This is a genomic window from Cupriavidus sp. H18C1, from assembly GCF_049311595.1.
GTDB classification, from domain to species: Bacteria; Pseudomonadota; Gammaproteobacteria; order Burkholderiales; family Burkholderiaceae; genus Cupriavidus; species Cupriavidus cauae.
This window is the reverse complement of the sequence record NZ_CP186008.1, coordinates 3,347,967-3,361,484: the sequence shown is the minus strand read 5'-3', so window position 1 is coordinate 3,361,484 and position 13,518 is coordinate 3,347,967. Positions and strand designations below refer to the sequence as shown.

7 protein-coding genes and 5 pseudogenes are annotated in these 13,518 nt (G+C 67.5%); all 12 read right to left on the bottom strand.

The genetic code is table 11. The features are described from left to right. Positions 1-10: 10 nt before the first annotated feature. Positions 11-1,369, bottom strand: a complete 1,359-nt coding sequence (gene hflK / locus OJJOAM_RS15435; RefSeq protein WP_422649617.1) for an FtsH protease activity modulator HflK — start codon at positions 1,367-1,369, stop codon at positions 11-13. Between the two features lie 295 nt (positions 1,370-1,664). Continuing rightward, positions 1,665-2,898: pseudogene (gene hflX / locus OJJOAM_RS15430) on the bottom strand (GTPase HflX); the annotation flags it as partial. A gap of 172 nt (positions 2,899-3,070) precedes the next feature. Then, on the bottom strand, positions 3,071-3,310 hold the full coding sequence (hfq, locus tag OJJOAM_RS15425; RefSeq protein WP_006577126.1) for an RNA chaperone Hfq: 240 nt from the start codon (positions 3,308-3,310) through the stop codon (positions 3,071-3,073). Positions 3,311-3,540: 230 nt separating this feature from the next. Further along, positions 3,541-4,885 (bottom strand): annotated as a pseudogene (gene der / locus OJJOAM_RS15420) (ribosome biogenesis GTPase Der). A gap of 275 nt (positions 4,886-5,160) precedes the next feature. Continuing rightward, a pseudogene (bamB, locus tag OJJOAM_RS15415) lies at positions 5,161-6,331 on the bottom strand (outer membrane protein assembly factor BamB). Between the two features lie 113 nt (positions 6,332-6,444). Then, complete coding sequence (locus tag OJJOAM_RS15410; RefSeq protein WP_422648447.1) at positions 6,445-7,077, bottom strand: YfgM family protein; 633 nt, start codon at positions 7,075-7,077, stop codon at positions 6,445-6,447. Positions 7,078-7,142: 65 nt separating this feature from the next. Then, positions 7,143-8,534 (bottom strand): histidine--tRNA ligase, encoded by a 1,392-nt coding sequence (hisS, locus tag OJJOAM_RS15405; protein ID WP_422648446.1) that lies wholly within the window; start codon positions 8,532-8,534, stop codon positions 7,143-7,145. Between the two features lie 55 nt (positions 8,535-8,589). Further along, positions 8,590-9,877: pseudogene (gene ispG, locus OJJOAM_RS15400) on the bottom strand (flavodoxin-dependent (E)-4-hydroxy-3-methylbut-2-enyl-diphosphate synthase). 62 nt (positions 9,878-9,939) lie between these two features. Then, positions 9,940-10,962 (bottom strand): RodZ domain-containing protein, encoded by a 1,023-nt coding sequence (locus tag OJJOAM_RS15395; protein ID WP_422648445.1) that lies wholly within the window; start codon positions 10,960-10,962, stop codon positions 9,940-9,942. Next, a complete protein-coding gene (locus OJJOAM_RS15390; protein ID WP_422649616.1) occupies positions 10,955-11,524 on the bottom strand; it encodes a tetratricopeptide repeat protein in 570 nt (189 codons plus the stop codon). Before OJJOAM_RS15390 ends, OJJOAM_RS15395 begins: the two co-directional genes overlap by 8 nt. Positions 11,525-11,817: 293 nt before the next feature. Beyond that, positions 11,818-12,967: pseudogene (rlmN, locus tag OJJOAM_RS15385) on the bottom strand (23S rRNA (adenine(2503)-C(2))-methyltransferase RlmN). A 28-nt stretch (positions 12,968-12,995) separates the two neighbouring features. Further along, the gene (gene ndk, locus OJJOAM_RS15380; RefSeq protein ID WP_422648444.1) at positions 12,996-13,448 is read right to left on the bottom strand and encodes a nucleoside-diphosphate kinase; all 453 of its coding nucleotides are present in this window, start codon (positions 13,446-13,448) and stop codon (positions 12,996-12,998) included. Positions 13,449-13,518: the final 70 nt, after the last annotated feature.

Here is a 13,518-nt window from a genome sequence, read left to right as displayed (position 1 = left end):
GGTTCTCTCCTCAACGGGAATCGCGATCGCGATTGCGCAGCGCTTCGCGCGAACGCGTGTCGGCGCTGGCGTCCGGCACCGGCGCCGGCGTGGCCGGCGGCGGCACCGCGCCCGCCCCGCGGGGATCGGCCTGCGACTGCGCCATCAGCTTGTCGAGCGGCAGGTAGAGGAGATTGTTGCCCTGGCTCGTATCGACCAGGACCTTGCTGGTATTGGCGTAGATCTGCTGCATCGTTTCCAGATAGATGCGGTCGCGCGTGACCTGCGGCGCCTTGGCGTACTCGGATTGCACCTGGCGGAAGCGCGAGGCATCGCCCTCGGCCTGCGCGATCGCGCGGGCCTTGTAGGCCTGCGCCTCTTCGGCCAGGCGCGCGGCGGTACCCTGGGCGCGCGGAATCACGTCGTTGGCGTAGGCCTGGCCTTCGCTGATGGCGCGCTCGCGGTCCTGGCTGGCCTTGTTGACGTCGTCGAAGGCGGCCTGCACCTGCTCGGGCGGCTGCACGCTCTGCACGTTCACCGAGATCACGCGGATGCCGGTCTTGTACGCCGACAGGATCGCCTGGATCGACTTGGCCAGGCCCTGCGCGATCTGCTCGCGGTTCTCGTACAGCACCGAATCCATCTTGTTGCGGCCGACGATCTCGCGCACCGAGGTCTCGGCGGCCTGCGTCACCAGCTCCTCGTCGCCGCCGCGGTCGGTCTTGTTGAAGAACAGGAATTCGGTCGCGTCCTGGATGTCGTACTGCACCGTGAAGCGGACGTCGATGATGTTCTCGTCCTGCGTCAGCATCGACGAGTCCTTCAGGTTGCTGTCCTTGATCGAGGTCGAACGGCCGACCTCGACCGAACGCACCGCCGACAGGTTGACGATCTCGGCCGACTGGATCGGCCACGGCATGCGCCAGTTGATACCGGGGCCAGTGGTGTACTTGAACTTGCCGAACTGCAGCACCACCGCGGTCTGGCCTTCCTGCACCATGAAGAAGCCGCTGGCCAGCCAGATCGCGATCACCGCGACCGCGATCACGCCTGCGCCGATGCCCGAACCCTTGCCCGGCGTACGGGTGCCGCCGCCGAAGTTCTGGTTGTTGTTGCCGCCGCCGTTGTCCTTGCGGCCCAGCAGGCTGTTCAGGCGGCGATTGAAGTCGCGCCACAGCTCGTCCAGGTCCGGCGGACCGTCCTGCGGGCGCTGGTTCTGACGGCCGTTGTCGCGGTTGCCGTCGCGCCCATCCTTGTCCTCGTCGTCCTTGTCGCCACGGCCCCAGCGGGGATCGTTCAGCGAGAGAATCGCGCGCAGACGCTGCCAGCTGCTCGGCCGACGGGCGCCTCGGGCAAGGCTTGTATCAGAGGTCCGGGAGAACTGGGGCATGTAGGGCACGGTTCCGGGAAAGTTGTAACGAGGGGGATTCTAGCAGCCATCGACGCCACTTTTGCTCATTTGATGCCGGAGGCGGCGCATGGCGCCGCCCGCATCAGTCGGCGCCGCGATCGGGAAGCCGGCGAGGGGCCGGTGCTTCGGGGGTCGAATCGGGGTCGGAATCGGGGTCGGAATCGACAGCGGAAGCCGGGTCGGACGCCGGACCGGAATCGGCGTCCGAAGCGCGATCGGCGTCCCGCGCAACGGTATCCGCCTCGGCGTTGCGATCGGCAAACCCGACGCCGTCGCCTCCGTCCGCGCCATCGGCACCGTCGGCACCATCGGCACCATCGCCCTCCCACTGGCGGCGTTCGTGCAGATCCTGCAGCCGCGGATCGGCGGCTTCCGGCACGGCGGGCCGCTCGGCCAGCCAGCGCGCGGCCTCGACGATCGCATCGCGCAGGCTGTCCAGCCCGATGCCGTCGCGCGCGCTGATGAAGACCCGCACCGGCACGCCGTCCTCATTGCGCTCGATGCGCGGGCCATGCTCGAGCAGTTCGGGCGCCGCGTCGATCTTGTTCATCACGACGATCTGGGGAATGTCGGCCGCATCGATCTCGGCCAGCACCCGATTGACCTGTTCGATCTGCTCATGGCGCACGGGGCTGGCGGCATCGACCACATGCAGCAGCAGATCGGCATGCACGGTTTCCTCCAGCGTGGCGCGGAACGCCGCCACCAGCTGGGTGGGCAGGTCGCGGATGAAGCCGACCGTGTCGGACAGCACCACATTGCCCAGGCCGTCCAGATAAAGCCGGCGCGAGGTCGTATCGAGCGTCGCGAACAACTGGTCGGCCGCATAGGCGCGCGCCTTGGTCAGCGCGTTGAACAGCGTCGACTTGCCCGCGTTGGTATAGCCGACCAGCGAAATGCTCAGCGTTTCGTTGCGCGCGCGGGCACGGCGCTGCGTGCTGTGCTGGCGCTGCAGCCGCGACAGATCCGTCTTGAGCCGCTTGGCGCGGTCGTCCAGCATGCGGCGGTCCAGTTCGAGCTGGCGCTCGCCGGGGCCGCCGCGCATGCCGATACCGCCCTTCTGCCGCTCCAGGTGGCTCCAGGCGCGAACCAGCCGCGAGGCGCGGTATTGCACCTGCGCGAGTTCGACCTGCACCTTGCCGACATGGCTCTGCGCGCGCTGGCCGAAGATATCCAGGATCAGGCCCGTGCGGTCGATCACGTGCCGGTTCAGAAAGCGTTCGAGATTGCGCTGCTGCGCGGGGCTCAACGCGTGGTTGAACACCACCACGTCGGCATCGAGCGCGTCGGCCGCTTCCTTCAGTTCCTCGGCCTTGCCCGAGCCGATGAACAGCGCCGGGTCTGGACGCGAACGCTTGCCGGTCAGGGTATGCACCGGCGTGGAGCCGGCGGTGGACGTCAGCAACGCCAGTTCGCTCAGGCTCTCTTCGAAATCGTGCTTGCCGAAATCGACGCCGACGAGAATGGCGCGGGTGGGTTCGGAGGGGGGAAGTGGCTCTAGGTTGCAAGCTCGGGGCGCACAGCGGCGCGGAAAAAACCGGGATCAGAAACAGGAAGGCGCGCTCCGCAAAACGCGACGATACAAAGAACGATGCCGCGCCAGCACCGGATGGCGCTGGCGCGGCGTCGGAGCGTGATTGCCGCGCATGCGCGCGGCCGGAAATGCGAGCGGCGTCGGAATCAGCCTTCCGCGGAGTCGTCGACGCGGAAATTGACCGCGCGCGCGGGAACGACAGTGGAAATCGCATGCTTGTAGACCATCTGCGTCACCGTGTTACGCAGCAGGACGACGTATTGGTCGAAGGATTCGATATTACCTTGCAGCTTGATGCCATTGACGAGGTAGATGGAAACCGGCACGTGCTCCTTGCGCAGCGCGTTCAGGAACGGGTCTTGTAGCAATTGCCCTTTGTTGCTCATGGCACACTCCAAATTTATAGATTTAGTGATCAATGATGGGGATCGATATCCCCGGTTTCAAGTCGGACGACGCAAGATCGCGTCAAAAAAAATCAAAACGGTACCAGGCCGGCATCAACCAGCGGGGGCTCCCGCTAGTGTGAATTTAGCCGCAGTTCCAAACGAACGCAAACGAAACTTCGGCGCCACAGACGGGGCTGCGGCGCCCCCATCTGGCCGCCTTTTCCGACTCAATCCTTCGAGTCCTTGTACGGGTTTTTGTTCGTACGAAATTCGATTCGAAGCGGTGTGCCCTTCAGATTGAAGGCGGCGCGGAAACGCCCCTTCCAGAAAACGCCGATAGGTTTCGGGCACCGCGTTCAGCGAATTGCCGTGCACGACGATGATCGGCGGATTGGAACCGCCCTGGTGCGCGTAGCGCATCTTGGGGCGCGTTGCACCGACGCGGCGCGGCTGCTGGAATTCCACCGCGTCGTGCAGCACGCGCGTGAGCTTGGGCGTCGGCATCTTGATCATCGCCGCGGCGTACGCGTCGTCGACCGAGCGCAGCAGCGGGCCAATGCCGCTGCGTTCGCGGGCGGAGATGAAATGGAAGTTGGCGAAATCGAGGAACTGCAGCTTGCGCTGCAGATCGTGCTTGATCCGGTCGCGGGTATGGCCGTCCAGCCCGTCCCATTTATTGACGCCGACCACCAGCGCACGCCCCGACTCGACGATGAAGCCGGCGATATGCGCGTCCTGTTCGGAGACGTCCTGCTGGGCATCGAGCAGCAGCACCACCACGTTCGCATCGGCGATCGACTGCAGCGTCTTGACGACCGAGAACTTCTCGATCGCCTCGAACACCTTGCCCCGCTTGCGCAGGCCCGCGGTATCGATCAGCGTATAGGGCTTGCCGCCCCGCTCGAACTCGACATAGATCGCATCGCGCGTGGTGCCGGGCATGTCGAAGGCGATCACGCGCTCCTCGCCGATCAGCGTATTGACCAGCGTGGACTTGCCCACGTTGGGACGGCCCACGATCGCGATCTTGATGCCGCGCGTGTTCTGGTCCTCGGGCTCGGCCAGTTCGGGACGCTGCTCGACCGCCGCCTCCAGCGCCTCGTCGACCAGCTCGCGCACGCCGTCGCCGTGGGTGGCCGAGATCGCATAGGGGTCGCCCATGCCGAGCTCGTAGAAGTCGGCCGCGACCGCGGTGTACTTCATGCCCTCGGCCTTGTTGACCGCCAGCATCACGCGCCGGCCGGTCTTGCGCAGATAGTCGGCGATGACCAGGTCCTGCGGCGCCAGGCCGAGGCGGCCGTCGACGATGAAGATGACGACGTCGGCCTCGACCACGGCCTGCCGGGTCTGCTTGGCCATCTCGGCGACGATGCCTTCCTTGGCCACCGGTTCGAAGCCACCGGTATCGATGACGATGTACGGACGGTCGGCGCCGCGCCCCTCGCCGTAGTGGCGGTCGCGGGTCAGGCCAGGCAGGTCCGCGACGAGCGCGTCGCGTGAGCGGGTCAGGCGGTTGAATAACGTCGACTTGCCCACATTGGGGCGGCCGACGAGTGCGATCACTGGTTTCATGCAAATCGTGGAGGGCCACGCCCGGCGCGGTGCGCCAGGCATGCCTCCGAAGAATCAGGTTGGTCCGACAGCCTGGCGCAACGCGCCGGGCCGGCAATCCTGTCGGGTGAAATCAAGCCGCGGGCCACTGGCCCGCATGACGCATGCGGCCGGCACCGCCATCGCGGCGGGCCGGCCATGCTGTCGGGTCCCGGCGATCGCGCGCACCGACAGGTGAGCGCGCGCTCGCCGGTGGAACGCCCGCCATGGCGGCCGTCCCTGCTTTGGTCAGCGCTTCAATCCGGAATATAGCCGTAGACGTCGCCCCCTCGGGTCTGCACCACCAGGGTCTGGCCGGCCACCACCGGTGCGGCGGTGATGGGGCTGCTGCCGGCCCGCACGCGGGCGACGAACTTGCCGTCCTCGCGCGACAGGAAATGCAGGTAGCCCTCGAAGTCGCCGATCACCACCGAGCGGCCCAGCGCCAGCGGCATGCCCAGCGGACGGTTGCGCAACTGCTCGTTGCGCCAGCGCTCGTTGCCGTTCTGGCGGTCGAAGGCATACACCACCGAATGCTCGTTGGCGGCGAACAGCGATACGTCGTCCTGGGTCGGGCCGACCGGCGACGAGAAGTCCTTGCCCCACTGCGGCTGGCCATTGGCCAGCTCCAGGCAGGCGATACGGCCCTGGAAGGTGGTCGCGCAGACCTGCCGGCCGTTGATCATCGGCAGGCCGGTCACGTCGTTGAGCCGCTCGATCTCGGACACGCCCTTCGGATACGAGATCGTGCTCTCCCACCGCAGCACGCCGTTGGACGGTGCCAGCACGCCGAGCTTGCCGCCGGGGGAAGCCCATCACGATACCGTCGCCGGCGAAGACCATGCCCATCGCGGCGCGCAGGTTCAGCGGCGTCTGCGCGCGCTGGTAGATCCAGCGGCGCTCGCCGGTCTGCGCATCGAGGCCGAGCACGCGCGTGTCGGTGGTGCGCACCACCACGAGGTCATGACCGACCAGCGGCGAGGACAGGATCTCGCCATTGATCTGCTTCTTCCACAGCTGCTTGCCGCTGGCATCGAAGGCGAACACCACGCCCTTCTCGCCGGCGACCGCGGTCACGTTGCCGTCGCTGCCGGGGCCGGTGGTCAGGTCGACGTCGGTGTCGACCTTCCACAGCGTGCGGCCGGTGGTGCCGTCCAGCGCCGTCACGTCGCCGCCATGCGACGACACATAGACCTTGTCGCCGACCGCGACCGGCTGCAGCGAATACGGGCCGCTCTTGCCGACGCTGGCGCGCCAGGCTTCCTTGACCGTCAGCGTCTGCGTGACCGGCTGCAGCTGGGCCGGCGGATTCTTGTCGGCCTTGCCGAACAGCGAGCAGCCAGCCAGGGCGGTGGCACAGGCAACGACGAGCGCCTGGGTCAAGCGAACAGGGCGAAAGATCCGGGCAGCGCCGTTAGGCATCGACATCATCTGGTTGCGTTCCTGAAAAAAGGTGGGAAGCGAAGTGGGGGCGGGTCGGGGCAAATTCGCTTGCATTTGATGCACCGACCGGGCCGGCGCATCGACTGCAGCATCCTCGCTTATGCGGTGCCCAGGGCGTCCAGCTTGAACTGGATGATCTGGCGCATGCCGGCCTCGTCGGCCCCGAGCTTGTCGAGCGCCTGGCGGTAGGCCGCGCGCGCCTCGTCGCGCTTGTCCTGCGCGGCCAGCAGATCGCCGCGGCGATCCGCATACAGCGCGACGAACGGGCTCGGCGGCTCGCTCTTGAGCAGCGCCAGGCCCTGGTCGTAGGCCTTCTCGTCCAGCAGCACGCCAGCCAGCCGGACACGCGCGAGGTGCTGATACTCACCGTCGCCGTGGTCGACCGCCCATTGCAGCTGGCTCTTGGCGCCGGCCAGGTCGCCGGCCTCGTACAACACCTTGGCGGCGACCAGAGCCGTCATCTGGCCATAGGCCGTCTTGCCGTACTTGTCCTCGAGGTCGCCGGCCGCGCGCTTGGTGCGCTCGACATCGCGCGCCTCGGCGGCCTTCAGCACCTGCTCGTACAGCACCGCGGCCTCGCCGGCCTGCTTGCGCTGCCACCAGTTCCAGCCATTCCAGGCCGCGAAGGCCAGCAGGCAGGCAATCAGCAGCCAGGTCAGGAAGTTGCCGTACTGGCGCCACCATGCCTTGATGTTTTCAAGCTGTTCCTGCTCTTCCAGATCGTAAGCCATCTCGTGGTTTCAACCGCGTTGGTTTGTCGTCAGGCAAGCGCGCATCGTGCAGCGCGCCTGCGTCATCATTGAAGGTCTTCGCCGGACTCGCCACCCATGCCGGCGACCATCGATTCGACCAGATAGTCGACCAGGTCCTCGGCGGGCACCGTGGCTTGCTGCCCGTTGCTCTCGGTTTGTCCGTCAGCGGCCCGCAGGGCCTTGACCTGCACCACGCCGGCGGCCAGCTCATCCTCGCCAATGATAACGGCATGGGAAGCCCCGCTCGCGTCGGCCCGCTTCATCTGCGATTTGAAGCTGCCGCTCTTGCCGTCCGCGGTGGCGTGCACGACCACATCGAAACCGGCATCGCGCATGCGCTCCGCGGCGATCATCGCCTGCTGCGCCGCGGCCTCGCCCTGGTGCACGACATAGACGTCGCACGCGTCGGCCTGGCGTGCCAGCCCTTCCTCGCGCATCAGTTCGATGATCCGCTCGATCCCCATCGCCCAGCCGCAGGCCGGCGCCGACTTGCCGCCCATCTGCGCGATCAGCGGATCGTAGCGGCCGCCGCCGGCGATGGTGCCCTGCGCACCGAGCTTGTCGGTGATCCACTCGAACACCGTGAGGTTGTAGTAGTCCAGCCCGCGCACCAGGCGCGGATTGATCGTGAACGGAATATTGTTGGCCTTCAGCAGGCGCTGCACGCCCTCGAAGTGGGCCAGCGAGGCGTCGCCGAGGAAGTCGATCAGCTTCGGCGCGTTCGCCGCCATCTCCTGCAGCGCGGGATTCTTGGTGTCGAGCACGCGCAGCGGGTTGGTGTAGAGGCGCCGCTTGCCGTCCTCGTCCAGGATGTCCTGGAAGCCTTCCAGATACTTGATCAGTTCCTGGCGATGGGCCGCGCGCTCGTCGGCCTGGCCCAGCGAATTGATCTCCAGGCGCACGCCGACCAGGCCCAGGTCGTCCCACAGGCGCTGGCACATCAAAATGATCTCGGCGTCGACATCGGGACCGGCAAAGCCGAGCGCCTCGGCGCCGAGCTGATGGAACTGGCGATAGCGGCCGCGTTGCGGGCGCTCGTGGCGGAACATCGGGCCGGTGTACCACAGGCGCTTGGGGCCGTCGTACAGCAGGTTGTGCTCGATGGTCGCGCGCACCACCGCCGCCGTGCCCTCGGGACGCAGCGTCAGTTGCTCGCCGTTCAGCGAATCGGTGAAGGAATACATCTCCTTCTCGACGATGTCGGTGACCTCGCCGATGCCGCGCACGAACAGCTGGGTCGGCTCGACGATCGGCGTGCGGATCTGCTGGTAGCCGTAGGCGCGCAGCATCGCGCGGGCCGCCTGGTCGAACTGCTCCCACAGCGGGGCGTCGGCGGGCAGCATGTCGTTCATGCCCTTGACACCCTGCAGCGCGCGGGCCTTGCCTTGGTTCTGGGCGCCGCCGTTGGCGGGCGCCGGATTCTCGGATGCGTTCATGGTTGTCATTCTGTTGCTGGTCGGCGCGGCTGCTCAGTGACCGATCACTTGCCGATCACTGGCCCATATTGGCCGCCGCGCTGCCCTTGCCGTAGTGCGTGCGCACGTATTCGTCGACCATCGCCTGGAATTCCTCGGCGATGCGCTCGCCGCGCAGCGTCTTCACCTTGACGCCGTCGACGAACACCGGCGCCGCCGGCGACTCGCCGGAGCCCGGCAGCGAAATGCCGATATTGGCGTGCTTGCTCTCGCCCGGACCGTTGACGATGCAGCCCATCACGGCCACATCCATTTCCTCGACGCCGGGATACTCGGTCTTCCATACCGGCATCTGCGCGCGCAGGTACGACTGGATGCTGGCGGCCAGTTCCTGGAACACCGTGCTGGTGGTGCGGCCGCAGCCCGGGCACGCGATCACCATCGGCGTGAAATTGCGCAGGCCCATGGTCTGCAGGATCTCCCTGCGCGACATGCACTTCCTTGTCGCGCGACGCGCCCGGCTCCGGCGTCAGCGAGATGCGGATGGTGTCGCCGATGCCCTCCTGCAGCAGCACCGACAGCGCGGCCGTCGAGGCGACGATGCCCTTGCTGCCCATGCCCGCCTCGGTCAGCCCGAGGTGCAGCGGATAGTCGCAGCGGCGCGCCAGTTCGCGGTAGACCGCGATCAGCTCCTGCACCTGCGATACCTTGCACGACAGGATGATCTGGTCGCCCGGCAGGCCGATTTCCTCGGCACGGCGCGCGGAGTCGATCGCCGACGTGATCAGCGCCTCGATCATCACGCTCTGCGCCGGCCACGGTTCGGCGCGCTGGCCGTTCTCGTCCATGATGCGCGCCAGCAGATCCTGGTCCAGGCTGCCCCAGTTGACGCCGATGCGCACCGGCTTGCCGTGCCGGCATGCCATCTCGATCATCTGCGCGAACTGCGTGTCGCGCTTGGCGCCCTGGCCGACGTTGCCCGGGTTGATGCGGTACTTCGACAGCGCCTGCGCGCAGGCCGGATGGTCCTGCAGCAGCTTGTGGCCGTTGTAGTGGAAGTCGCCGACGAGCGGCACATCGATGCCCATGCGATCGAGCTGGTCGCGGATCGCGGGTACCGCGGCGGCGGCTTCCGGCGTATTGACGGTGATGCGGACGATCTCCGAGCCGGCGCGCGCCAGCTCCTTGATCTGGATCGCGGTGCCGACCGCATCGACGGTGTCGGTATTGGTCATCGACTGCACGCGCACGGGCGCATCGCCGCCGATCGTCACCACGTTGTCGCCCCAGACCACGCGCGCCTGCCGGGTGCGGCGGCGCGGCAGCGATCCGGGCAGTACGGGCAGACAGGCCTGTGCGTTCATGGGTTACCTCGTTGCATTGGCGTGCGGTCGACGAACGGAACGATCGGGGACCGACGGATAAATCAGGGCAGCGTCAGGCGCGCCACGTTGTTGCGGTTGGCCGCCTGCAGGTCGACCGGCTCGCCGTTGCGGGTCATCGCCGCGACGCCCTTGACGTTGCCGATCACGACCTTGTACGGCGCCGCACCGCCGCCGGCGACCTCGTCGCCCGCCTTGGCGGTGCCGCCCAGCACAACCTTGCCGCTGGCGTCGCGAACCTCATACCAGGTCGGGGCGCTGAAACGCAGCTGCAGTTCGCCCGAGGCCGATGCTGCCGCGGCGGTGGCGGGCGCTGCCGACGCCGTCGTGGCGGCCGCTTCATTGGGCGCGGCCGGCGTACCGGCGGTCACCGGAGCCAGCGGGGTCGCCAGCGTGGCGGACGCATTGGCGGTGCCGGTGGCGGCGCCGTCCGTGCCCGTCATCGCTCCGGGCGCCTCGCTGGCGGCGCCGCCCATCACATGCGGCAGCACCGCGGTCACGGTGCCCGAGGTGCCCGAGGTGCCCGCTTCGGCTTCAACCGCGGTTTCCGCGCCGGATTCCGTCAACTGCTGCTCGCGCGCGTCAAGCCATTGCTTGACATGGTCGACGCCGAACAGCGCACCGGCACAGACCACGGCCGCGACCAGCGCCAGCCAGACCCAGCGCCCGCCGGTACCCGACGTGCCGCTGCTGCGAAAGCGCCGGCGGTCGTCGAAGCTCGCGTTCAGGCTGCCCTGGCGGCGGATCGCCACCTCGGGCGCCGGCGGCGCGGCCTGCGCATGGAAACGGGCCAGCAAGGCGTCGATGTCGACCTGCAGCAGGCGCGCGTACGCGCGCATCAGACCCTTTGCAAACGTCAGATCGGGCAAGGCGTCGACATTGCCGGACTCGATCGCATCGACCTTCTGCGCCGGCACCTTCAGCCGCGCACCGACGTCGTGTATCGACAGCCCCTGGGCCGCGCGTGCCTTCGCCAGGCTCGCACCGATCTCCTGTGCGACCGCGTTGGCGCTGCCGCTCGCATTGGTCGAGACGGCCTGGCCCTCGGCGCGCTCGTGCTCATTCATCCCGTACTCCTTGTTGGTATGCGCTCGACTCCCGCGAGTCCGGGAAGCGCTTATGTAATTGCGCCAGCAATGCCAGCTGTGCGGCCGCGTCTCCCTCGCGGTGCGCGATGCGCGCGCCCAGCCACAGCGACGCCGGGCTGGCGTAGCGTCCTGCGTTGACCTGCGCCACTTCGGCGCGAGCCCGCGGCAGATCGCCCTGTTTCCAATACAGCAGCCCGAGCTGGGTATGCGCGGCGGCGTGGGTCACGGCGTCCGCGGCATCCGCGGGCGCCGCCGTGCCCGGCTGGGCCAGCGCCGCGGTCAGGCTGCGGTGGGCCGCCTCCAGATCGCCCTGGCGCAGCTGGCAGGCGCCCAGGCTGGTCAGCGTCCTGGCGGCGCCGCCGGACGAAGAGGCCGTCGCGGCGGCCGTCACCGCGCGCTGCAGCTGGGCCAGCCCTTCGGCGTAACGCCCCTGCTCGCACAGCAGCCAGCCATAGTTGTTCAGCAAATCGCCGTCGTCCTCGCGGCGCGACAGAGCGGCGCGGAAGCTCTGCTCGGCCTCGGCGGGCCGCCGCAGCGCCATCTGCGCCAGCGCCTGGACGTGGTACGCATCGGTCAGGGACGGATCGAGCGCGATCGCCTGCCGGGCCTCATCGAGCGCGATCGCGCTCTGGCCGGCCTGCAGATAGCGCGAGGCCAGCTGCAGCCGCAGCGCGGCACGCTCGCGCGCATCGGCCGGTGCGGGGCTCGCATCCCGCGCCTGCGGCGCCTGCTGTCCCGGCGTGCCTGCGGTGCCGGGTGTGCCCGTCGACTGGCACGCCGTCAGCAGTGCCAGCCCGGCCAGAACCACGGCGGGCAGACCGGCAGGCAGACGCCTCATGCAGATCGCGCCTCCCCGCCCGGCGCCGCCACGACCGGCGGGATCTTGCCGAAGCGGCCGCGCTCGGCAAGCCGGGTGCGATCCTGCACGCGGCCCTCGGCGGCGAGCTGGCCGCAGGCGGCGTCGATATCGTCGCCGCGGGTCTTGCGGATCGTGGTCACGATGCCGGCGTCCATCAGCACCTGGGCGAAACGCCGGATCTGCTCGTTGTTCGAGCGCTTGAGCCCCGATTCGGGGGAAGGGATTGAACGGAATCAGGTTGAACTTGCATGGCACGTCGGCCACCAGCTTCAACAGTTCCCGCGCATGCTGGACGCCGTCGTTGACGCCGTCCAGCATGCAGTATTCGAAGGTGATGAAGTCGCGCGGGGCGAACTCCAGATAGCGGCGGCAGGCCGCCATCAGCTCGGCCAGCGGGTACTTGCGGTTCAGCGGCACCAGCCCGTCGCGCAGCGCATCGTTGGATGCGTGCAGCGACACCGCCAGCGCGACCGGCAGGTCCTTGGCCAGGCGGTCCATCATCGGCACCACGCCGGACGTGGACAGCGTGACACGGCGGCGCGACAGCCCGTAAGCGTTGTCGTCGAGCATCAGCCGCATCGCCGGCACGACCTGGTCGTAGTTCAGCAACGGCTCGCCCATGCCCATCATCACCACGTTGGAGATCACGCGATCGTCCTTCGGACCGCGCCCCAGCTGGGTGCGCATCGCGAATTCGGCCATCCACAGCTGGCCGATGATCTCGCCGGTGGTCAGATTGCGGGAGAAACCCTGCTTGCCGGTCGAACAGAAGCGGCAATTGACCGCGCAGCCGGCCTGCGAGGAAACGCACAGCGTGCCGCGCGTTTCCTCGGGGATGTAGACCGTTTCGACCGCATTGCCGTTGCCCACGTCGAGCAGCCACTTGCGCGTGCCGTCCGCCGACAGATGGTCGGTGATCACGGACGGCGCGCGGATCTCGGCGCGCGTGGCCAGCTTCTGGCGCAGCGACTTGGCCAGGTCCGACATCTCGTCGAACTGGCTGGCGCCGAACTGGTGGATCCAGCGCTGCAGCTGCCGCGCGCGAAACGGCTTCTCGCCGAGCTCGCCGCAATACGTGGCGAGCCCGTCCGCATCCAGATCGAGCAGGTTGACGAGAGCGTTCATGACGGCAGCGGGGGCTTCGGGTAGCAGTCTAGTGTCCGGGTTCAGGCAAGACAATCAGCGCGAGTAAAACGTTCATGCCGGGGAAGAAGAACGACACTTCGGCGGCCGCGGTTTCCGGCGCGTCGGAGCCGTGCACGGCGTTGGCGTCGATGCTGTCGGCGAAATCGGCGCGGATCGTGCCCTTCTCGGCCTTCTTCGGGTCGGTGGCGCCCATCAGCTCACGGTTCTTGGCGATCGCGTTCTCGCCTTCCAGAACCTGGATCATCACGGGGCCCGAGATCATGAAGTCGACCAGATCCTTGAAGAACGGACGCTCCTTGTGCACGGCGTAGAACTGCTCGGCTTCGCCGCGCGACAGGTGCGCCATCTTGGCGGCCACGATCTTCAGGCCGGCGCCTTCGAAACGGGCGTAGATCTGACCGATGACGTTCTTGGCCACGGCATCCGGCTTGATAATCGACAGGGTGCGTTCGATCGCCATAAAAACTCCGAAAAATGAAGGGGTTACCAAATTGGGAAACACAAGATTCTAGCACGAGACCCCAATCGTT

Coding starts and splice junctions, on each gene's coding strand:
- OJJOAM_RS15390 (WP_422649616.1), bottom strand. CDS start 11,524: ATGGCGCTGCGGCGGCCCGCCGAGGCCGAGCAGAGCTTCCGCGCCGCT.
- hflK (WP_422649617.1), bottom strand. CDS start 1,369: ATGCCCCAGTTCTCCCGGACCTCTGATACAAGCCTTGCCCGAGGCGCC.
- OJJOAM_RS15410 (WP_422648447.1), bottom strand. CDS start 7,077: ATGGCTTACGATCTGGAAGAGCAGGAACAGCTTGAAAACATCAAGGCA.
- hfq (WP_006577126.1), bottom strand. CDS start 3,310: ATGAGCAACAAAGGGCAATTGCTACAAGACCCGTTCCTGAACGCGCTG.
- hisS (WP_422648446.1), bottom strand. CDS start 8,534: ATGAACGCATCCGAGAATCCGGCGCCCGCCAACGGCGGCGCCCAGAAC.
- ndk (WP_422648444.1), bottom strand. CDS start 13,448: ATGGCGATCGAACGCACCCTGTCGATTATCAAGCCGGATGCCGTGGCC.
- OJJOAM_RS15395 (WP_422648445.1), bottom strand. CDS start 10,962: ATGAATGAGCACGAGCGCGCCGAGGGCCAGGCCGTCTCGACCAATGCG.